General features: G+C 72.6%; 21 protein-coding genes. 10 read left to right on the top strand and 11 right to left on the bottom strand.

Annotated elements, in window-relative coordinates:
• The first annotated feature begins 63 nt into the window (after positions 1 to 63).
• On the top strand, positions 64 to 2,523 hold the full coding sequence (locus tag ACPXCS_RS16455; RefSeq protein WP_425950327.1) for a SpoIIE family protein phosphatase: 2,460 nt from the start codon (positions 64 to 66) through the stop codon (positions 2,521 to 2,523).
• Between the two features lie 68 nt (positions 2,524 to 2,591).
• Entirely contained in the window at positions 2,592 to 3,830 is a 1,239-nt protein-coding gene (locus tag ACPXCS_RS16450) for a PP2C family protein-serine/threonine phosphatase (RefSeq protein WP_425950325.1), read from the top strand.
• Between the two features lie 2 nt (positions 3,831 to 3,832).
• On the opposite strand, the gene ACPXCS_RS16445 is transcribed toward ACPXCS_RS16450, so the two are convergent.
• The gene (locus ACPXCS_RS16445) at positions 3,833 to 4,288 is read right to left on the bottom strand and encodes an RpiB/LacA/LacB family sugar-phosphate isomerase (RefSeq protein ID WP_425950323.1); all 456 of its coding nucleotides are present in this window, start codon (positions 4,286 to 4,288) and stop codon (positions 3,833 to 3,835) included.
• 319 nt (positions 4,289 to 4,607) lie between these two features.
• Between ACPXCS_RS16445 and ACPXCS_RS16440 the strand changes: the two genes are divergently transcribed.
• On the top strand, positions 4,608 to 5,324 hold the full coding sequence (locus ACPXCS_RS16440; protein ID WP_425950321.1) for a lysophospholipid acyltransferase family protein: 717 nt from the start codon (positions 4,608 to 4,610) through the stop codon (positions 5,322 to 5,324).
• Between the two features lie 87 nt (positions 5,325 to 5,411).
• On the opposite strand, the gene ACPXCS_RS16435 is transcribed toward ACPXCS_RS16440, so the two are convergent.
• The 8 genes from ACPXCS_RS16435 to ACPXCS_RS16400 all read right to left on the bottom strand — a co-directional run bounded on the left by ACPXCS_RS16435 (position 5,412) and on the right by ACPXCS_RS16400 (position 12,435).
• On the bottom strand, positions 5,412 to 7,013 hold the full coding sequence (locus ACPXCS_RS16435; protein WP_425950319.1) for an alpha/beta hydrolase: 1,602 nt from the start codon (positions 7,011 to 7,013) through the stop codon (positions 5,412 to 5,414).
• 119 nt (positions 7,014 to 7,132) lie between these two features.
• Positions 7,133 to 7,909 carry an urease accessory protein UreD gene (locus ACPXCS_RS16430; protein WP_425950317.1) on the bottom strand — a complete coding sequence of 259 codons (777 nt, stop codon included), beginning with the start codon at positions 7,907 to 7,909 and terminating at the stop codon, positions 7,133 to 7,135.
• Complete coding sequence (gene ureG / locus ACPXCS_RS16425; protein ID WP_425950315.1) at positions 7,906 to 8,589, bottom strand: urease accessory protein UreG; 684 nt, start codon at positions 8,587 to 8,589, stop codon at positions 7,906 to 7,908. Before ureG ends, ACPXCS_RS16430 begins: the two co-directional genes overlap by 4 nt.
• A gap of 60 nt (positions 8,590 to 8,649) precedes the next feature.
• Complete coding sequence (locus ACPXCS_RS16420) at positions 8,650 to 9,324, bottom strand: urease accessory protein UreF (protein ID WP_425950313.1); 675 nt, start codon at positions 9,322 to 9,324, stop codon at positions 8,650 to 8,652.
• Positions 9,325 to 9,336: 12 nt separating this feature from the next.
• Positions 9,337 to 11,058, bottom strand: a complete 1,722-nt coding sequence (locus tag ACPXCS_RS16415; RefSeq protein WP_425950312.1) for an urease subunit alpha — start codon at positions 11,056 to 11,058, stop codon at positions 9,337 to 9,339.
• Positions 11,051 to 11,362 carry an urease subunit beta gene (locus ACPXCS_RS16410; protein WP_425950310.1) on the bottom strand — a complete coding sequence of 104 codons (312 nt, stop codon included), beginning with the start codon at positions 11,360 to 11,362 and terminating at the stop codon, positions 11,051 to 11,053. The genes ACPXCS_RS16415 and ACPXCS_RS16410 overlap by 8 nt, the downstream gene beginning before the upstream one ends.
• Before the next feature lie 9 nt (positions 11,363 to 11,371).
• Positions 11,372 to 11,674 carry an urease subunit gamma gene (locus ACPXCS_RS16405; RefSeq protein ID WP_399031540.1) on the bottom strand — a complete coding sequence of 101 codons (303 nt, stop codon included), beginning with the start codon at positions 11,672 to 11,674 and terminating at the stop codon, positions 11,372 to 11,374.
• Positions 11,675 to 11,787: 113 nt separating this feature from the next.
• A complete protein-coding gene (locus tag ACPXCS_RS16400; RefSeq protein WP_425950308.1) occupies positions 11,788 to 12,435 on the bottom strand; it encodes a TetR/AcrR family transcriptional regulator in 648 nt (215 codons plus the stop codon).
• Positions 12,436 to 12,574: 139 nt separating this feature from the next.
• Here ACPXCS_RS16400 and ACPXCS_RS16395 point away from each other — a divergent pair, with 139 nt between their 5' ends.
• Entirely contained in the window at positions 12,575 to 13,570 is a 996-nt protein-coding gene (locus ACPXCS_RS16395) for an ABC transporter permease (RefSeq protein WP_425950306.1), read from the top strand.
• A gap of 256 nt (positions 13,571 to 13,826) precedes the next feature.
• Here the strand turns inward: ACPXCS_RS16395 and ACPXCS_RS16390 are convergent, their stop codons facing one another.
• Positions 13,827 to 14,114 (bottom strand): type II toxin-antitoxin system Phd/YefM family antitoxin, encoded by a 288-nt coding sequence (locus ACPXCS_RS16390; RefSeq protein WP_425950305.1) that lies wholly within the window; start codon positions 14,112 to 14,114, stop codon positions 13,827 to 13,829.
• A 90-nt stretch (positions 14,115 to 14,204) separates the two neighbouring features.
• On the opposite strand from ACPXCS_RS16390, the gene ACPXCS_RS16385 reads away from it, so the two are divergent.
• The 4 genes from ACPXCS_RS16385 to ACPXCS_RS16370 all read left to right on the top strand — a co-directional run bounded on the left by ACPXCS_RS16385 (position 14,205) and on the right by ACPXCS_RS16370 (position 16,897).
• Entirely contained in the window at positions 14,205 to 14,843 is a 639-nt protein-coding gene (locus ACPXCS_RS16385; protein ID WP_425950303.1) for an ATP-dependent Clp protease proteolytic subunit, read from the top strand.
• A gap of 5 nt (positions 14,844 to 14,848) precedes the next feature.
• Positions 14,849 to 15,157 carry a hypothetical protein gene (locus tag ACPXCS_RS16380; RefSeq protein WP_425950301.1) on the top strand — a complete coding sequence of 103 codons (309 nt, stop codon included), beginning with the start codon at positions 14,849 to 14,851 and terminating at the stop codon, positions 15,155 to 15,157.
• 552 nt (positions 15,158 to 15,709) lie between these two features.
• The gene (locus ACPXCS_RS16375) at positions 15,710 to 16,183 is read left to right on the top strand and encodes a C40 family peptidase (RefSeq protein ID WP_425950299.1); all 474 of its coding nucleotides are present in this window, start codon (positions 15,710 to 15,712) and stop codon (positions 16,181 to 16,183) included.
• A gap of 81 nt (positions 16,184 to 16,264) precedes the next feature.
• Positions 16,265 to 16,897 (top strand): DUF6328 family protein, encoded by a 633-nt coding sequence (locus ACPXCS_RS16370; RefSeq protein ID WP_425950298.1) that lies wholly within the window; start codon positions 16,265 to 16,267, stop codon positions 16,895 to 16,897.
• A gap of 6 nt (positions 16,898 to 16,903) precedes the next feature.
• Here ACPXCS_RS16370 and ACPXCS_RS16365 read toward each other — a convergent pair whose 3' ends face one another.
• Complete coding sequence (locus ACPXCS_RS16365) at positions 16,904 to 17,362, bottom strand: ATP-binding protein (protein WP_425950297.1); 459 nt, start codon at positions 17,360 to 17,362, stop codon at positions 16,904 to 16,906.
• A gap of 213 nt (positions 17,363 to 17,575) precedes the next feature.
• Here ACPXCS_RS16365 and ACPXCS_RS16360 point away from each other — a divergent pair, with 213 nt between their 5' ends.
• Both ACPXCS_RS16360 and ACPXCS_RS16355 read left to right on the top strand, forming a co-directional pair.
• A complete protein-coding gene (locus tag ACPXCS_RS16360) occupies positions 17,576 to 18,436 on the top strand; it encodes a helix-turn-helix domain-containing protein (protein ID WP_425950295.1) in 861 nt (286 codons plus the stop codon).
• Positions 18,437 to 18,445: 9 nt separating this feature from the next.
• A complete protein-coding gene (locus ACPXCS_RS16355; RefSeq protein WP_425950293.1) occupies positions 18,446 to 18,676 on the top strand; it encodes a DUF397 domain-containing protein in 231 nt (76 codons plus the stop codon).
• Positions 18,677 to 18,727: the final 51 nt, after the last annotated feature.

Below are 18,727 nucleotides of genomic sequence, written 5' to 3'. Positions count from 1 at the left end.
ACCGGAAGGGTGAAGATTGGGGCAAGAGGTGGTAGACCACTCTCAGCGACAGAGAGGTCGGCCGTGGGCGCAGACGAGGAGTACGGCACTGCCCGGCAGCGGTTCGACGTGGCCGACGCGGCGCCCCTGCTGCTCGATCCGCAGGGCGTGGTGACGGGCTGGACCGAGGACGCCCGGCGCCTGCTGGCGTACCCGGCCGCCGAGGCGGTGGGCAGGAAGCTCGCCGACCTGCTGGTCGCCGAGGACGCGCAGCGGGTACCGGACCTGGTCGAGCGGTGCCGTAGGGACGGCGGCTGGCGCGGGCTGCTCACGGCCCGCCGCAAGGACGGGCGGCCGGTGCGGGTCGCGGCCCGGATCACCCCGGCGCAGGAGGCGCACGGCGGCTCCCGCTGGCTGGTGCTGCTGTCGGAGCTGGCCGGCGCGTCCGGCTGGGACATGAGCCGGGCGGTGCTGGAGCGGATGGTGTCCGACGCACCGGTCGGGATCGCGATCGTGGACACGGACCTGCGCTTCGTGTGGTCCAACGCGGCCCTGGAGCAGTTCGGCGGCGGACCGGCCCCGAGCCGGCTCGGTCTGCGCTTCGCCGACATCCAGCCGGGCCTGGACTCCCAGGCGGTCGAGGCGCAGATGCGGCACGTGCTGGAGACGGGACAGCCGGTCGTCGGGTACGAGCACGTGGGGCACGTGCGGTCGGCGCCGCTGCGCGAGACGGCGCACATGCTCTCCTTCACCCGACTCGAGGACGAGGGGGGCAACCCGATAGGCGTCTACTACACCGTCGTGGACATGACCGAGCGGCACCGCGCCCGGCAGCGGCTGGCGCTGCTCGACCGGGCCGGCGAGAACATCGGCCGGAGCCTTGACCTGGAGCGCACCGCGCAGGAGCTGGCGGACGTGGCGGTGCCCGGACTGGCCGACTTCGTCGCCGTGGACCTGCTGGAGACGGTGCTGGGCGGCGGTGAGCTGACGCCGGGGCCGCTGCCGGACACGGCGGAGCCGGTGTCGCTGCGCCGCGCGGCCCACCGGTCGGCGGACCGGGACCCGCCGGCCGTGGTCGTCGCCGTCGGGGACCTGGCGACCTATCCGGCCGGGTCGCCCCCGGTCCGCTGTCTGACCTCGGGCCGGTCCTGGCGGGCGGAGCGGCTCGATCCGTCGGCCCGGGACTGGACCACCGACGCCCCGGGCGGCCGGCGGGCCACGTTCCGGGAACTGGGCCTGCACAGCGTGCTGACCGTGCCGATCCGCTCGCGGGGCACCACCCTGGGCCTGACCACCCTCTACCGGCGCACCCATCGCGAGCCCTTCGACGCCGAGGACCTGCGCCTGGCTGAGGACCTCGTGGCCCGTGCGGCCGTCTGCCTGGACAACGCCCACCGCTACACCCGCGAGCGGGACGCCGCGCTGGTGCTGCAGCGCAGTCTGCTCCCCCACCGGCTGCCCGAGCAGGACGCCGTCGAGGTGGCCGCCTGCTACCGGCCGGCCGACGAACTGACCGGCCTGGGCGGCGACTGGTACGACCTCATCCCGCTGTCCGGGGCGCGGGTGGCGCTGGTGGTGGGCGAGGTGCCCGGGCACGGCATCGACGCCGCGGCGGCGATGGGGCAGCTGCGGACCGCCGTGCGGACCCTGACGGCGCTGGATCTGCCGCCCGAGGAGGTGCTGGCGCACCTGGACGACCTGGTGGCCCGGTCGGCGCGCGAGGAGGGGGCCGAACCGGGCGCGGCGGGCGCCGACGGCGGGCGTTCCGTGGGTGCCGGGTGCCTGTACGCCGTCTACGACCCGGTCGACGGCGGGTGCGCGATGGCCGCGGCGGGCCAGCCGGCACCGGCCGTCGTGCGGCCCGACGGGTCGGTCACCTTCGTCGACCTTCCGCAGGGCCCGCCGCTCGGCGTGGGCGGCCCGCCCTTCGAGGCGGTCGAGCTGACCCTGCCGGAGGGCAGCACACTGGCCCTGCACACGGACGGGCTGCTGGCCCGCGGCGAGACCTGGGCCGTCGACGCCGGCCGGGAGCGGCTGCGCCGGGCGCTGGAGCAGGCGGGCCCGCTGGAAGCGCACTGCCGGACCGTGGTCGACGCCCTGGTGCCGGCCCGCCCGTACGACGACGTGGCGCTGCTGATGGCCCGGACGAAACGTCTCGGCACCGGGCAGGTGGCGGCCTGGGAGCTGCCCTCGGACCCGGCCGTCGTCGCCGAGGCCCGCCGCACGGCCACCCGGCAGCTGGCCCACTGGGGGCTGGAGGAGCTGGTGTTCACCACGGAACTCGTGGTGAGCGAGCTGGTCACCAACGCCATCCGGTACACCTCCGGGCCCATCCGGCTCCGGCTGATCCGGGAGCGCGCCCTGGTGTGCGAGGTCTTCGACAGCGGCGCCACCGCACCCCATCTGCGCCATCCCCGCACGACGGACGAGGGCGGGCGCGGGCTGCTGCTGGTCTCCCAGCTCACCCAGCGCTGGGGCACACGCTTCATCCCCGACGGCAAGATCATCTGGGCCGAGCAGCCGCTGACGGGCGCCCCGGACTGACCGCCAGGCTATATACGCCCATACCGTGCGAAACTGGGGTGATTCCCGGCGGTGGTGAGGCGGCGGCCATGACGGAATCGGCGATCGACTACACGGCGGTCTACCAGTCCCTGCCCGGCATGGTGGCGCTGCTGACGCCCGAGCTGGTGTACCTGGACGCCAACGAGGAGTACGTCCGGGCCTCCGGGCGCTCCCGGGAACACCTGGTCGGTCGCTACCTGTTCGAGGTCTTCCCGGACAACCCGCACGACCCGGCCGCGACGGGCATGCGCAATCTGGAGGCCTCGTTGTACCGCGTCCTGGCCACCGGCGAGCGCGACGCCATGGCCCTGCAGCGCTACGACGTGGAGGACCCCGACCGCCCCGGGGAATGGGAGGAGCGCTACTGGAGCCCGGTGAACGCGCCGGTGCTCGCCCCGGACGGGAAGGTGGCGCTGATCGTGCACCGCGTCGAGGAGGTCACGGAGCTGATGCGGTCCCGGGGCCGCTCCGGGAGCCGCAACGGCCGGGCGCGGGTGCTGGAGGCGGAGCTGTACACCCGCGCCCGCGAACTCCAGGAGCTCAACGAGCGGCTGCGCCAGGCGCACTCCCGTGAGCGGGAGGTGGCGCTGGCGCTGCAGGAGACGATGCTGCCCGCCCGGCGTCAGGTGAGCCCTCATCACCGGGCCGCCGTCCGCTACCGTCCGGCCGTGGGCGCGCTCAACGTCTGCGGCGACTGGTACGACCTGGTCGAGCTGGTCGACGGCCACCGGATCGGCGTGTCCGTGGGGGACGTGGTCGGGCACGGGCTGGGCGCGGCCGGTGTCATGGGGCAGCTGCGCAGCGCGCTCAGCGCGGCCTCCCGGGTCTCGGCGGGTCCGGCCCAGGCGCTGGACGTGCTCGGGCGCTACGCGCACGTGGTCGACGGAGCCGAGTCGGCGACGGCGGTGACGACCTTCATCGACTTCCACCGGCGCACGATCACCTACAGCAGTGCGGGCCACCCCCCGCCCGTGCTGGTCCACCCCGACGGCCGCACGCAGTTCCTGGACCAGGCCACGGACACGCCGCTCGACGCCCGGCCCGATCCGATCCACCGGCCGCAGGCCGAGACGGTTTTCGCTCCCGGCGCCACGCTGGTGCTGTACACCGACGGCCTGGTCGAGCGGCGCCGCGAGGACATCGACGCGGGCCTGGACCGGCTGGCCGACGCCCTGCGCCGGCACCGCGACCAGGACCCCGAGACCCTGGCCGACACCGTCCTGGCGGAACTGCTGCCGCCCGGCGGCGCCACGGACGACACGGCACTGATCGTCGTCCGGCTGTGACCTCACATCCGGGTCCTGCCGTGGTCGAGCAGGCGCACCCGGTCCACGTTCTGCCGGTCCTCCGCGTCCGTGCTGGGCACTCCCCCGAACCAGGCGTCGAGGATCTCCTCGAGCAGCGGCGCGGACGTCAGCCGCAGGCTGAGCGCGAGCACGTTGGCGTCGTTCCAGCGGCGGGCCCCGTCGGCCGTGTAGGCGTCCGTGCACAGGGCCGCCCGGACGCCGGGCACCTTGTTGGCGGCGATCGAGGCGCCCGTGCCGGTCCAGCAGCACACCACGGCCTGGTCGGCCGTGCCGTCGGCGACCTCGCGGGCCGCGGCCTCGGAGCACACCGCCCACTGCGGGTCGTCCCCGGGGCGCAGCGCCCCGTGCGGGCGCACCTCGTGCCCCCGGTCGCGCAGCGCGGCCACCAGGGAGCGGGCGACGGGCTCGTCCATGTCCGAGGAAACAGAGATCCGCATGCTGCGCAGACTACTCGGCACAGCCGCAAGAACCAGCGGCAGGACAGGCACCCCCGGAAACCCGCCAAGCGTCCCGTGCGGCTTGCCGGTCACCTGTGCCGAGCAGCACGCTGGTCCCGCGATGCTCCCCAGCCGCATGAGCACCACCGGACACGCCTTCCTGACTGACCGTCAGTCAAACCGTGAAGGATCGGCGCGGTCCCGCCGCACGAGGTGCCCGGTGACCGCCGCTGCACCTACACTGGCACCCCACGACATGCCGGTTGACCTGCTGGAACGCGGCGGTTGAGTCCACCGCCAGAGTCGAGGAGCGCCCGCTTTGTTCTACTACCTGCTGAAATACGTGCTGCTGGGCCCCCTGCTGAGACTGGTCTTCCGGCCTCGAATAGAGGGTCTGGAGCACGTGCCGGCGGAGGGCGCCGCGATCATCGCCGGCAATCACCTGTCGTTCTCGGACCACTTCCTGATGCCCGCGATCCTCAAACGGCGCATCACCTTCCTCGCCAAGGCCGAGTACTTCACGGGTCCCGGCATCAAGGGCCGTCTGACGGCCTTCTTCTTCCGCAGCGCGGGGCAGATCCCGGTGGACCGCTCCGGCAAGGACGCGGGGCAGGCGGCGATCCGCGAAGGGCTCGGCGTGCTGAGCAGGGACGAGCTGCTCGGCATCTACCCCGAGGGCACCCGCTCGCACGACGGCAGGCTCTACAAGGGCAAGGTCGGTGTCGCGGCGATGGCCCTGAAGGCCGGTGTCCCGGTCGTGCCCTGCGCGATGATCGGCACGTTCGAGGCCCAGCCGCCCGGCAAGGTCATCCCCAACATCCACCCCGTCATGATCCGCTTCGGCGAGCCCCTGGACTTCTCCCGCTACGAGGGCATGGAGAACGAGAAGGCCGTCCTGCGCGCCATCACCGACGAGATCATGTACGCGATCCTCTCCCTGTCCGGGCAGGAGTACGTCGACCGGTACGCGGCCGTGGTGAAGGCCGAGGAGGCCGCAGCCAAGGAGCGCAGGTTCCCGCGCATGCCCCGGCGTTGAGCTCTGCCGGCAGGGGACGTGCCCCCGGGCGTGAGTGAGGGGCGGCCGGGTGCCCGGCCGCCCCTCACCGCCGTTCGGCGGCCGCCGCTACGGCTTCGGCGTGGCGTGCGGCGCGCACGTCACGTCCGCGCCGTCCAGCTCGCCGGTGAGCAGGTAGCTGTCCACCCGGGTGTTGACGCACGGGTTGGTCAGGCCGGTGACACCGTGGGAGCCCGCGTCCTTCTCGGTGATCAGGCGCGAACCCTTGAACCGGTGGTGCAGTTCGACGGCACCCTCGTACGGGGTGGCCGCGTCACGCTCGGACTGCACGATCAGCACCGGCGGCAGGCCCTTGCCGGTCTTCACGTTCAGCGGCGTCTGCTGCTTGACCGGCCAGGTGGCGCACGGGAGGTTCATCCACGCGTTGGCCCACGTCATGAACGGGTGGTCCTGGTGCAGCCGCGTGTTGTCGCGGTCCCACGTCCGCCAGCTGGTGGGCCACTTGGCGTCGGCGCACTCCACGGCCGTGTAGACAGCGTTGCCGTTCTCCGAGGACGCGTTGCCCACCGTGTCCGACAGGTCGGGGGCGGCGGCGTCGACGAGCGCCTGGGTGTCTCCGGCGACGTACTTGCTGAAGACCGAGGCGACCGGCGCCCACGAGGAGTCGTAGTACGGGGCGCTCTGGAAGAAGGAGATCAGCTCGGCCGGGCCGACGACCCCGCCGATCGGGTTCTTCTTCGCGGTGGCCCGCAGTTCGAGCCACTGCTGCTGGACCTCGTCGCGGGTGTCGCCGAGGTGGTAGGTCGCGTCGTTCTTCGCGACCCAGTCCTGCCAGTCCTTCCAGCGGCCCTCGAAGGCGACGTCCTGGTCCAGGTTGGCCTGGTACCAGATCTTCTCGCGGGACGGGTTGACGACGCTGTCGACGACCATGCGGCGCACGTGGCCCGGGAACAGCGTGCCGTAGACGGCGCCGAGGTAGGTGCCGTAGGAGACGCCGAGGAAGTTGAGTTTCTTCTCGCCGAGGGCGGCGCGGATGACGTCGAGGTCGCGCGCGGTGTTCGGCGTGGTCATGTGCGGCAGCATCCAGCCACTGCGCTCGTAGCAGCCCTCGGCGTACTCGCGGGCCAGCTTGCGCTGGGCGAGCTTGTCGGCCTCGGAGTCGGGCACCGGGTCGGCCTTGGGCGCCTTGACGAACTCCTGCGGGTCGACGCAGGAGATGGGCGTGGACCTGCCGACGCCGCGCGGGTCGAAGCCCACGAAGTCGTAGGCCTTGGCCGCGTTGGCCCAGATGGGGTTCTTACTGGTGACCCGGGCCGGGAAGCGCAGTCCGGAGCCGCCGGGGCCACCGGGGTTGTAGACGAGCGCGCCCTGCCGCTCGGCCTTCGTGCCGGTGTTGCCGATGCGGTCGACGGCGAGCTTGATCTGCTTGCCGTACGGCTTGGCGTAGTCGAGCGGCACGGTGACGTACCCGCACTGGATCGGCTTGGCCAGGTTCCAGTCGGCGGGGCAGTCCTGCCAGTCGATGCCGGCCTGGGCCGCCCGGGCGGCGGCGATCGCGGTGCCCCGGGCCTCGCGGTCCTGGCCGGGGCCGCTGCCCGCGCTCGCGTTCGCCGTGGGCGCCGCGACGGCGCCGGCTATCAGCGTGGCCGTGACGAGCGCGCCGGCCGAACCGAGCGCCGCCACCCGCCTCTTCGGTCTCGTACCCCTCAAGTGGGACCTCCCCGTACATCGTTGCGATCAGTACGGGGATCCTCGCGGCTGCGAGGTGCCCGGCGACAGGGGCGGGCGCCCTTCTTTGCCAATCCGATAAACGGAGAAGACGCTCTGCTCTACGGACGTCCGGGCGGCGGGGCGAGGGACGCCAGCGCCTCGTCGAGCAGCCGCCGCAGGCGCAGGGCGTCCGGTGCGACCGCCGTGACCAGCGCGGCGGGTCCGGCCAGCGGCATGAGCGAGGCACCCTCTCCCAGCGTCCGGCCCGCCACCGGCGCACTTGCGAACTCGGGCCGGACCACGACCAGCTGACCGACCGCCCGGTGCCCCGCCAGCACGGCGGGACCGTCCCAGCCGCCCGGTGCACCGGGCCCGCAGGCCAGTTCCTGGTCGAGCACGAGCCGCCCGGCCACCCGTACGGTCAGACGGCTCGTCAGGCGCCCGGGTTGCTCACCGGCCCGCCCCAGCACCTGCTCCTCGCGCAGCACGAGCCGGGCCGTGGCGGCCAGCTCGACCCGGGTCGTGACGTACAGGTCGCTGCCCTGTACGGAGATCAACTGCTCCGGCAGCCAGTGCAGTTCGGCGTGGTCGGCGACGTCGAGCCGGACGTCGTAGCGGGCCTCGCCCTTGGTCTGGCCGGGCAGGGCGATGGTGGCGGCGGCCGATCCGACGGACAGCCGTGCGCCCTCCGCGACCCGGCCCTGCACCGTGAAGTGGTCGCCGCCGAGGGGGCCGCTCATGGCGCCGACCAGCATGACCCGGGCCCCGGTCCCGGTGGCCCGGGTGCGCCGCAGCGCCAGCGGGCCGTCGCTCTCCAGCACGGGCAGCGCGGTCCCGCCCCGGCCGTCGTCCCGGGCGGCGAACCGCGCCAGGGAGCGCACCCCGGCCGCGTTCACGCCCCGGCCGTCCACGCGGCGAGCCGGCCCCGCACCCACGCGGCGACGTCGGCGACGCCGGCCCCGCCGCGCAGCGACTGGAAGACCACCGGCAGTTCGCCGCGCTGCGCCTTGGCGTCGGCCGCCATGCGCGCCAGGTCGGAGCCGACGTGCGGGGCGAGGTCGGTCTTGTTCACGACGAGCAGGTCGGCGGTGGTCACACCGGGCCCGCCCTTGCGCGGGATGTCGTCGCCCCCGGCCACGTCGATGACGAAGATCTGCGCGTCGACGAGCCCTTTGGAGAAGGTCGCGGTGAGGTTGTCGCCGCCGGACTCCACGAGCACCAGGTCCAGTGGTCCGACCGCGTCCTCCAGGTCCTCCACCGCCTCCAGGTTCGCGGAGATGTCGTCCCGGATCGCGGTGTGCGGGCAGGCGCCCGTCTCGACGGCGGAGATCCGCTCGGGCGGCAGCACGGCCTCCCGCAGCAAGAACTCGGCGTCCTCGCGCGTGTAGATGTCGTTGGTGACGACGGCGAGCGACAACTCGTCGCGCAGCGCCCGGCACAGGGCGGCGACGGTGGCGGTCTTCCCGGACCCCACGGGCCCGCCGAGCCCGATCCGCAGGGCACGGCGGCCGCCGTCGGGGCGGCGGGCGTCGGCGCCCACCGCGGTGGGGCCGGCGTGGTCGTGATCGAGGTGCATGTGCGGCTCCTGAACTCTGTCCGATTCGTACGAGGGCGGGGTGCGCGGCAGTCGGAACACCTAGGAGGCGAACAGCCGTACGCCCCACCCGGCGTGGGCCTCCGCCCCGATCTCCAGCAGCGGCGCGGATCCGGCCGGCAGCGCGTCGACGCCTTCGTCGACGGTCCGGCGGGCCGCCTCCACCGCCCGGTCCACGGCCCGGTCCAGCTCGGGCGCCAGCCGGGCCAGCACCGCCGTCGCGTCGAAGGGGTCCAGGCTCAGCAGCCGCACCGTCGCCGTGGCCGGACCGCTCACGCTCTCGTAGGCCGCGCAGTACGCCGCGTCGACCGGCCCCAGCCCCGCCGCCCGCGCCGTCAGCCCGAGGACCACCGGCTGATGCGCCCCCTTGGGGAACTGCCTCGCCAGGGCGTCCAGTTCGGCGGACGGCCAGGTCGCCCGCGCGGCCCGCATCAGCTGCCGTCCCAGCTTGCGCGCCGCGCCGCGCAGCGCGGGCGAGGGCGTACGGGCGTCGGCCGCCTCGTCGAGCGTGACGGGATCGATGCCGAGGGCGGCGGCCGCCGCGAGGGACGCCGACACCAGCCCGGCCGTGTGCAGTCGCCCCCGGCAGAAGTCCGCCAGGCTCGCCGCCCCGCTGACCCGCCCGGCCTTGACGGCCTCCTCGGCGCCGCCGGAGTGCGCGTGCCCTCCGGCGGGGAACCGGCCGTCGGCCAGGACGAGCAGTGCCGCACGTGACATCGGGACCCCTCCTCAGAAGAGGAAGTAGCGCTGCGCCATGGGCAGCTCGGCCGCGGGCGTCGCCTCGACGAGCTCGCCGTCGATGTGCACGGCGAAGCTGTCGGGGTCGACCCGTACCTCGGGCCGCGCGTCGTTCTCGCGCATGTCGGCCTTGGTGACCCGGCGGGTCGACTCGATGGCCACGAACCGCTTGCCGAGCCCGAGCCGTTCCGGCAGCCCGTCCTCGACGGCCAGGGGCGCGACGAAGTTGACGGAGTTGGCGGCGGGCGCGCGGCCGATCGCGCCGTACATCGGGCGGGGCAGGATCGGCTGCGGGGTCGGGATCGAGGCGTTGGCGTCGCCCATCTGCGCCCAGGCGATCTGCCCGCCCTTGATGACCAGGTGCGGCTTGACGCCGAAGAACGCGGGTTCCCACAGCACCAGGTCGGCCAGCTTGCCGCTCTCCACCGACCCGATCTCGCGGGCGAGGCCCTGGGCGAGCGCGGGGTTGATCGTGTACTTGGCCACGTAGCGGCGCACCCGGTGGTTGTCGGCCCGGCCGTCACCGGGGAGCGCGCCGCGCCGCCGCTTCATGACGTGGGCGGTCTGCCAGGTCCGCATGACGACCTCGCCGACCCGTCCCATCGCCTGGGAGTCGGAGGAGATGATGGAGATCGCGCCGAGGTCGTGCAGCACGTCCTCCGCGCCGATGGTGGAGGGCCGGATCCGGGACTCGGCGAACGCCAGGTCCTCCGGCACGGCCGCGTTGAGGTGGTGGCACACCATCAGCATGTCGAGGTGTTCCTCGGCGGTGTTGACGGTGAAGGGCCGGGTCGGGTTGGTGGAGCTGGGCAGCACGTGGGGCTCGGAGACGACGGTCATGATGTCCGGCGCGTGCCCGCCGCCCGCACCCTCGGTGTGGTAGGCGTGGATGCCCCGTCCGGCGATGGCGGCGAGCGTGTCGCCGACGAAACCGGCCTCGTTGAGGGTGTCCGTGTGGATGGCGACCTGGATGCCCGTGCGCTCGGCGACGGTCAGCGAGGCGTCGATGACGGCCGGGGTGGAGCCCCAGTCCTCGTGCAGCTTCAGGCCGAGCGCGCCGCCCCGGATCTGCGACAGCATCGCCTCGTGGGAGACGGTGTTGCCCTTGCCGAGGAAGCCGATGTTGAGCGGGTAGGCCTCCATGGCCTCCAGCATCCGCGCCAGATGCCAGGGGCCGGGGGTCACGGTGGTCGCCTTGGAGCCCTCCGCCGGGCCCGTGCCCCCGCCGACCAGGGTGGTGATGCCGGACGACAGGGCCTCGTCCGCGATCTGCGGGCAGATGAAGTGGACGTGCGCGTCGATCGCGCCGGCCGTGAGGATCCGCCCGTTGCCGGCGATGACCTCGGTCTCCGGGCCGATGACCAGGTCCGGGTGGACGCCGTCCATGGTGTCGGGGTTGCCCGCCTTGCCGATGCCGGTGATCCGCCCGTCGCGGACGCCGACGTCGGCCTTGACGATCCCCCAGTGGTCGACGATCACCGCTCCCGTGATCACGGTGTCGGGGGTGCCCTCCGCGCGGGTGGCACGCGCCTGGCCCATGGACTCGCGGATGACCTTGCCGCCGCCGAACACGGCCTCGTCGCCGGAGCGTCCGGGACCGCCGGAGCGGTCCTCCTCGATCTCCACCAGCAGATCGGTGTCGGCGAGCCGGATCCGGTCGCCGGTCGTGGGACCGAACAGGTCGGCGTACGCGGCACGCGAGATCTCAGGCATCGAGGGCACCTCCGGTCTCTCCGCGCAGACCGGGCACGACACGGGCGCCGGTGAGCGGGACGAGTTCGACGTCGACGGGGATCCCGGGTTCGAAGCGCACGGCCGTGCCGGCGGCGACGTTCAGCCGCTTGCCGCGCGCCGCGGCCCGGTCGAACTCCAGACCGGGATTGGCCTCCGCGAAGTGGTAGTGGGAGCCGACCTGGACGGGTCGGTCGGCGGCGTTGAGGACGGTGAGGCGGGTGACCTCGCGGCCCTCGTTGCACACAATCGGGTCGTCGGCGAAGAGGATCTCTCCGGGGATCATCGGGCCCTCTCAGACGATCGGCTCGTGGACGGTGACGAGCTTGGTGCCGTCCGGGAAGGTGGCCTCGACCTGGACGTCGTGGATCATCTCCGGGACGCCCTCCATGACGTCGTCCCGGGTGAGCAGCGTGCGCCCGGAGGCCATGAGTTCGGCGACGGTGCGGCCGTCGCGGGCGCCTTCGAGGAGGTGCGACGTGATGAGCGCGACCGCCTCGGGGTGGTTGAGCCGCAGCCCGCGGGCCCGGCGCTTCTCGGCCACGTCGGCCGCCACGTGGATCAGCAGTCGCTCTTGCTCGTGCGGGGTCAGCTGCACGTCCCACCTCACAGTCCTCGCTCCGGACCGTGCGGGGTCCGGTTGCCGCGGCCACGGGGCAAAATGCCAGGTGGCGTGGAGCGGCAGGCTAGTTGGACCGCGTTTCGGGCACGTTAACCGTGCTGTGACCCCTCGGCCGGGGCGAGGGTGCCGCTCATGCTCATCAGGGCCCGCAGACCGTCCCGGAGGATCTCGACCGGGGCGGGGCCGAAGAGGGACTGCTGGGCGATGAACCCGAGCACGGCGGCGATCATCGTGCGGGCCACGTGGTCCGGCTCGACGTCGGGCCGCATCATCCCGGCCCGCTGGTAGCCCTCGACGATCGTCGCCCAGGCCGCGCGGACGGAGCCGTAGCCCTCCCGCAGGACGGCGGCCAGCGCCTCGTTGCGCAGGGTCTCCGGCCAGACCTGGATGACCAGGCGCGGGAACGCGGGCTTGCCGTCGACGCGCAGGGACTCGCGGGCGGCCAGGGCCGTGCCGAGGACGGTCGTGACGAGTTCGTCCGGCGGCGGGGGCGGGCTCTGCCGGGCCGCCTCCTCGAAGGCCGCGCGGACCGAGCCGAGCACCTCCTCGACGATCGCGCCGATCAGTTCCTCCTTGCCGCTGAAATAGCGGTAGACCGCCCCGGCGGACAGGCCGACCTCCTTGAGCACGTCCTGCATGGACGTGGCGTGGAAGCCGTTGCGGGCGAAGCAGACCGCGGCGCCGTCGAGGATCTGGCGGCGGCGGGCGTCGAGGTGTTCCTGGGACACGCGGGCCATGGTCCTCAAAGTAAAACGAATATTCATTCTTGACAAGACGAGGCCGGCGGAGCACGGTGGTGTCACCGCAAAAACGAACGATCCTTCTTTTTACTGCCGCCGGCCGAACACACCGGCTCGCCGTTCGCAGGAGACCCTCATGGCCCACACAATCGACCGCCGGCTGATCATGGCCGTCGTCCTCGTGCCCGTCATCGCCGCCCTCGCCCTGTGGGCCTTCGCCTGGCCGGCCGCCCGCACCGCACCGCGCGACCTGCCGCTCGGCGTCGCCGGACCGACCGCCGCGGCATCCCAGGTGGAGCGGCAACTGGAGCGGCAGGAGGGCGCCTTCGAGATCCACCGCTACGCCGACGAGGCGGCGGCCCGGGACGCCGTCGAGGACCGCACGGTCTACGGCGCGATCGTGGTCACGCCGCAGGGACCCCAGCTGCTCACGGCCTCGGCCGCGGGGCCGGCCGTGGCGCAACTGCTCCAGCAGGCCGTGCAGCAGCAGGCGGCCGCCGAGGGCACACAGGTCAGGACGGTCGACGTGGTGCCCGCCCCGGAGAACGATCCGCGGGGCGCGGCACTGAACGCCTCCGCGCTGCCCCTCGCGCTGGCCGGCATCGCGGCGGGCGCCGTGGTGACACTGCTGGGGTTGCGCGGAGTGCGGGCCGCGGGAGCGCTGGTCGCCTCCTCCGCCCTGGTCGGCGTGATCGCGGCCGGGATCGCGCACAGCTGGCTGGAGGTGCTCACGGGCGACTGGTGGACGGAGGCCGCCGTTCTCGGACTGTCGACCCTGGCCGTCAGCGGCGCCGTCGCCGGACTCGCCGCCCTGATCGGCGCCCCCGGCATCGGGATCGGCGCCGGTGTGGTGATGCTGATCGGCAACCCCTTCTCCGGCGCCGCGTCGGCACCGCAGATGCTGCCGGAGCCGGCCGGCGTCATCGGCCAGTGGCTGCCGCCCGGGGCGGGAGCGACCCTGCTGCGCTCGGTGTCGTACTTCGACGGAGCGGCGGCCACCGGGCCCGCCCTGACGCTGACCTGGTGGGCCGCGCTGGGCCTGGGGGCCGTCCTGTTCGGCGGCGCGCTGACGGCGCGCAGGCGGACCGGCGCGCCCGCGGCCGACGCGCGGGAGATGACGGCCGTCGGCTAGCCGGAACCCCGCCGGGACCCCGCGGCCGGACGGCCGCGGCGCAGGACAGCGCGAGGAGAGGACCGCGCGCACGGACGACCGTGTGCCCCCGCTGTAGCGGACGGGGGTGCACGGTCTTTCGTACGTCCGGGCCGTCAGGACGACTGCCGCCGGCCGCCAGGGCGTCCACACAGGCCGCCAGGGCGCCCTTCGGTCCGCTGAGGACGCCTGCCCAGGTCCGCCGGAGCACCTGCCCCGGGCCCATCAAGGACGCCTGTCAGGCCGGGCCCTTCCCCCGGTGTTCCGCCGCGATGCCGAAGCGCTGCCGTTCGCCAGGGGCGGACGCGACCTCACGGACGGTGGACACCGCGCGGATCACCTGCTCCTCGGCAGGTTCCGCGGCCTCCTGGGCTGCCTCGAGTCGCTGCAGGTCATCGGCGGAGACGAGGGCGACGAGGGGCTTGCCGTGGCGGGTGACGACGACGCGTTCGCCGGCGTACACCACGCGGTTGATCAGGTCGGCGAGCTCAGCCCTTGCTTGCGTCACCGGAATCTCGTAGGCCATGCCCCCATCATAACGTCACGTACATCCTGTACATTTTTTACAGAGTCGGCTGTCGCCGGAGACAGCCTTGCCCGCGAGGAGGGGTTCGCCATGACCCGACCGTCCGCCCGTCACGTGCTGCCCGAGTTCACCGAACGCACCGGGTCCGGGCCACGGACGACGGATCCGTACTCCAAGCTCCTGGAGGAGCGGATCGTCTTCCTGGGCGCACCGGTCGACGAGATCTCGGCGAACGACGTGATGGCCCAGTTCATGTACCTGGAGCACCAGGCCCCGGACCGCGACATCTCGCTCTACATCAACTCCCCCGGCGGCAGCTTCCACGCCATGACGGCGATCCACGACACGATGCGGTACGTCTCCTGCGACGTGGAGACGATCTGCCTGGGCCAGGCGGGCGCGGTCGCCTCCGTGCTGCTGGCGGCGGGCACGCCCGGGAAGCGATTCACGCTGGCGGGCGCCCGCATGCTGCTCCATCAGCCCGCGCTGCCCGAGCCCGTCCGGGGGCAGACGAGCGATCTGGCCATCCAGGCCGCCGAACTGACGCGCGTGCGGACCCGGATGGAGGAACTGCTCGCCCGTCACACCGGCCGCAGTCCTCAGCAGGTGAGGGCGGACATCGAGCGGGACACGATCCTCACCGCCCAGGAGGCGGTGGAGTACGGCCTGGTGGACCGGATCATGCCCTCCCGCCGCACGGCCGGCCCGTCCGCTTCTGCGGGACGGTGAGCCGCGTGCTGCCGCCCGAACTGCCGCCGCTGCCCGCCCTGACGCGGGCCGAGGCCGAGTTGATCGACCGTTACCTGGACGTCGTCGACCTGATCGGCCGGATCAACCCGGCAGTGCCCGGTGACACCTACCGCGGACTGCGCGCCGCCCAGGCCCTGGTCGGCAAGGCGACCGCGCTGCGCGACGCGCTGACCGTGATGCACCGGCGCGGCGAGACCGAACTGCACGCCGGCACGCTGGCCCGGGCGCTGCGGGTGCTGGACGGTGAGCGGCGCACCGCGCGGGTCACGCTGCCGCCCGGGTCCGTGAGTTGACGCGGCGCCGGCCGCCCGGACACCCCTCCGGGCAGCGGGGCGTCCGGGCCTGAGTCGAAACGGACCAAACGACGTACCCCTGTTCGGAGTAGACGGGGATCCTTTTTTCGGCCCCTCGCAGTTGCGCAACGCGTGTGGCCATGGGGCGGAATGGGACGTTCCACCGCTGGTCCGGCAGTCCGCGACGGCGTGGACGGCCTCCCGAACACAGACGTGTCCACCCGAACGGGTGAGTGGTGAGTAACAACACAAATCCCCGGTTCCGTTGGGTTTTCAGGACAACCATGAGTCAAGATCCCTGTCTGACGACAAGCCCCCGCCACAGCGGCGGGGCGATCCGGGCGGACGCCGAGTCCTGCCGCCGCCCGGATGACCGGTCGACAGGAGTGGATCGGCAGGAGTGGAGGACCCAAGCACGACGGGTCGCCGGGACGGTCACGCCATGACCGGGTCCGAGCAGCCCTTGGGGTGAAGCCGCGTCAGCGGCCGGGCAACTTCGCCAGCCCGAATCCGACAGGTCATCCTTCACAGGCGGCTGACGAAGGGTTGCGCATGACTGCGCTCAATCGTGTCCCGTCGCTGATGGTCCGGGCCGGTACGGCCTCGGCCCTCACCATCGCCGCCGTGGGCGGCTCGATCGTGGCGCCCGGCTTCTCGTCGGAAGCGGCCGCGGCCACGCCGGCGACCAAGGCACTCCAGATAGCGGCCTCCAAGAAGGGCTCGCCCTACAAGTACGGGGCCACCGGACCGCACCGGTTCGACTGCTCGGGGCTGACGCTCTACGCCTTCAAGAAGGCGGGCAAGAAGCTGCCGCGCACGGCTGCCCAGCAGTACAACAAGACGCGCCACGTCTCCTCGAAGAACCGCAAGGCCGGAGACCTGGTGTTCTTCCACTCGGGCAGCAACGTGTACCACGTGGGTATCTACGCGGGGAAGAACAAGCTCTGGCACTCCCCGAAGAGCGGCGACGTCGTGCGGCTGCAGAAGATCTGGACGAAGAGTGTCTGGTACGGGCGCGTGAAGTGATCCCTCCGGCGTGCGGCGGCGTCCTGACGCGCCGCCGCACGCCGGAGCGTGACCCGTGCCGGTGTGGATACCCGTCGTCCCATGGCCGAGCACCGTCCCTGCACCGCGCGCGGCGAGACTCCGCTGCAACGAGCCGACCGCAACTTCGTCGAGCTGCTCCAGGAGCTTCGCGTCACCCAGACGGGCGTACAGATCCTCTTCGCGTTCCTGCTGTCGCTCGCCTTCACCTCGCGCTTCGAGGACCTCGACCCGGTCCAGCGCGTCACCTACGTCGTCACGCTGCTGCTGGCGGTCCTGGCCGCGGCGCTGTTCACCGCGCCGGCCGCGCTGCACCGCTCCCTCTTCCAGCAGGGCGCCAAGCCCCGGATCGTGCAGGTCTCCTCGCGCCTGGCCACCGCCGGGCTGGCGGTCCTGGTGTTCGCGTTCAGCGGTTCGGTGCTGCTGGTCGTCGATGTGACCACCAGCCGGGCCGGCGGTGTCGCCGCCGGCGCAGGAACCTGTCTGGTCTGCGTCGGCCTGTGGGGGCTGCTGCCCCGGCTGGTGCGGCGGGCGGGGCTGCGCGCGGAGAAGGACGGAACCGAGGCGCGGGAAAGCCCTGAGGCGCCGTCCCAGGACGGTACGAAGGCCCCCGCACCGCTGCGGCGCACCGTCGGGCAGCCGTCGTCCCCGTACGGGACGGCACCGCGCCGGGAGGCCTCCGCCCGCAACCGGTGAGGGCCGTCACGGCTCCTGCTGGACCGCCGTCGTCACGGGCCGCGCCGGGATCACCCACGGCAGTTCGATCGAGATGGTCTTGCCGCCCTCACGGGTGGGGCGGATGCGCAGCCTGCCGCCGCATTCGGCGGTCAGCCACCGGATGATGACCAGCCCGCGGCCGTTGTCCTGCTGCACGGCTGCGGGGAGCCGTCTGGGAAAGCGCGGGTGGCTGTCCGTGACGCCGATGCGCAGCCGCTCGTCGCGGTCGAGCGCGACGTCCACGGTGAAGGTGGGCGACATGCCGAAGGTGTGCTGGACGGCGTTGGTGGCGAGCTCGGAGATGATGAGGCGGACGGTGTCGGACACCTCCGTGTCCGCCGGCAGCCCCCACTCCGCCAGCGTGCCCACCACGTAGGCGCGCGCCGCGGCGACCGAGGCCGGATCGCTCGGCAGAGTGACGGATGCTTCCAGATGGTCTGCCATGGCGACGTCGTCCCTTTCCCACGGGACCGCAGTCCGACACGGAGCGGATGGTTCGAGTACGGTCCCGGACTGGTGCTTCGTCGCCAGACTGCCACCGAATCACCCACGAAGGACGGCGATCCACCAAGATATGCATATATCTGTCGCTCGATGCGGTGAACTCTCCGACGCGAGACCGTATGTGGGTGGCTCGGAAGGAGTAAGGAGGAGCCCATGCAGCACGGTCCCGCGGTACGCCGCCGGAAGCTGGGCGCCGAACTGCGCGCGCTGCGCGCCGCGGCGGGGCTCACCAGCGGTGAGGCGGCCCGCCTGGTGGGCTGGCACCAGTCCAAGGTCAGCCGGATCGAGACGGGCACGAGCGGGGTGAAACCGGCCGATGTGCGGTTACTGCTCGACGCCTACCGCGTGGCGGACACCCAACTGCGCGAGCTGCTCACCATGCTGGCGGGATCGGACGACAGCGGCGGCCGCCACCACTGGTGGCACGCCTACCGAGGGGTGCTCCCGCCGACCTACCGGGACTTCATCAGCCTGGAGTCGCAGGCCGGCGCGATGCGCACGCTGGAGACCACGGTCGTCCCGGGCCTGCTGCAGACGCCGGAGTACGCGCGCGCGGTGACGAAGGCCGCCGTGGAGGGGCTGTCGGAGGACCGGCTCGACACGCTGGTCGAGGTGCGGCTGGCCCGGCAGGTCGTGCTGCGCGCCGACCCTCCGCTGAGGCTGAGCGCCGTCCTGGACGAGGCAGTCCTGCGACGGGAGGTGGGTGGGCCCGGCGTGATGGCCCGGCAGCTGGAACGGCTGGTCGAGGCGGCGCGCCTGCCCCAAGTGCGGCTCCAGGTACTGCCGTTCGCCGCCGGAGCGCACATCGGCGTCACGGGACCTTTCGTTATCTTCTCGTTTTCGAGCACTTCTGATCTGGATGTGGTTGTTCTCGACCACTTGACGAGTAGCCTCTACCTGGAACGGAAAGAAGACCTCCAGGCGTACACGGAGGCCTTCAACGCCCTTCAGATCCACGCCCTTTCGCCCGAGGACTCGTTGGATTTCATCGCCGGGACAGCCACCGGCGCGTAAGGAGGCACCATGCGTGCACTGCCTCGTCATGTCCCCTCAAGCAGCGAACTGCACGGCCTGCGATGGTTGCGCAGCAGCTACAGCACCGGCGCGAACAACTGCGTCGAGACCGCGTGTCCGGACACCCCGCCCTGGGCCGGACTGCTCGCCGTGCGCGACTCCAAGGCACCGGACGGGCCCGCGCTGCTCTTCTCCGCGCGGAGCTGGGCCGAGTTCACGGCCGGGGTCGACCGGATGTGAGCACCTTCCGATCAGTCCGTCCTCGTGCGACGCACGGCCGTGTCACGCCGA

This window comes from Streptomyces sp. DT190 (assembly GCF_049846985.1).
Lineage (GTDB): Bacteria > Actinomycetota > Actinomycetes > Streptomycetales > Streptomycetaceae > Streptomyces.
This window is presented reverse-complemented; position numbering and strand designations above follow the sequence as displayed.

Excerpts from the sequence above, each read along its gene's own strand:
- ACPXCS_RS16385 (WP_425950303.1), top strand. The coding sequence starts at position 14,205 with ATGACCCGACCGTCCGCCCGTCACGTGCTGCCCGAGTTCACCGAACGC.
- ACPXCS_RS16415 (WP_425950312.1), bottom strand. The coding sequence starts at position 11,058 with ATGCCTGAGATCTCGCGTGCCGCGTACGCCGACCTGTTCGGTCCCACG.
- ureG (WP_425950315.1), bottom strand. The coding sequence starts at position 8,589 with ATGCACCTCGATCACGACCACGCCGGCCCCACCGCGGTGGGCGCCGAC.
- ACPXCS_RS16375 (WP_425950299.1), top strand. The coding sequence starts at position 15,710 with ATGACTGCGCTCAATCGTGTCCCGTCGCTGATGGTCCGGGCCGGTACG.
- ACPXCS_RS16365 (WP_425950297.1), bottom strand. The coding sequence starts at position 17,362 with ATGGCAGACCATCTGGAAGCATCCGTCACTCTGCCGAGCGATCCGGCC.
- ACPXCS_RS16395 (WP_425950306.1), top strand. The coding sequence starts at position 12,575 with ATGGCCCACACAATCGACCGCCGGCTGATCATGGCCGTCGTCCTCGTG.
- ACPXCS_RS16360 (WP_425950295.1), top strand. The coding sequence starts at position 17,576 with ATGCAGCACGGTCCCGCGGTACGCCGCCGGAAGCTGGGCGCCGAACTG.
- ACPXCS_RS16450 (WP_425950325.1), top strand. The coding sequence starts at position 2,592 with ATGACGGAATCGGCGATCGACTACACGGCGGTCTACCAGTCCCTGCCC.
- ACPXCS_RS16420 (WP_425950313.1), bottom strand. The coding sequence starts at position 9,324 with ATGTCACGTGCGGCACTGCTCGTCCTGGCCGACGGCCGGTTCCCCGCC.
- ACPXCS_RS16400 (WP_425950308.1), bottom strand. The coding sequence starts at position 12,435 with ATGGCCCGCGTGTCCCAGGAACACCTCGACGCCCGCCGCCGCCAGATC.
- ACPXCS_RS16390 (WP_425950305.1), bottom strand. The coding sequence starts at position 14,114 with ATGGCCTACGAGATTCCGGTGACGCAAGCAAGGGCTGAGCTCGCCGAC.
- ACPXCS_RS16355 (WP_425950293.1), top strand. The coding sequence starts at position 18,446 with ATGCGTGCACTGCCTCGTCATGTCCCCTCAAGCAGCGAACTGCACGGC.
- ACPXCS_RS16445 (WP_425950323.1), bottom strand. The coding sequence starts at position 4,288 with ATGCGGATCTCTGTTTCCTCGGACATGGACGAGCCCGTCGCCCGCTCC.
- ACPXCS_RS16370 (WP_425950298.1), top strand. The coding sequence starts at position 16,265 with ATGGCCGAGCACCGTCCCTGCACCGCGCGCGGCGAGACTCCGCTGCAA.
- ACPXCS_RS16410 (WP_425950310.1), bottom strand. The coding sequence starts at position 11,362 with ATGATCCCCGGAGAGATCCTCTTCGCCGACGACCCGATTGTGTGCAAC.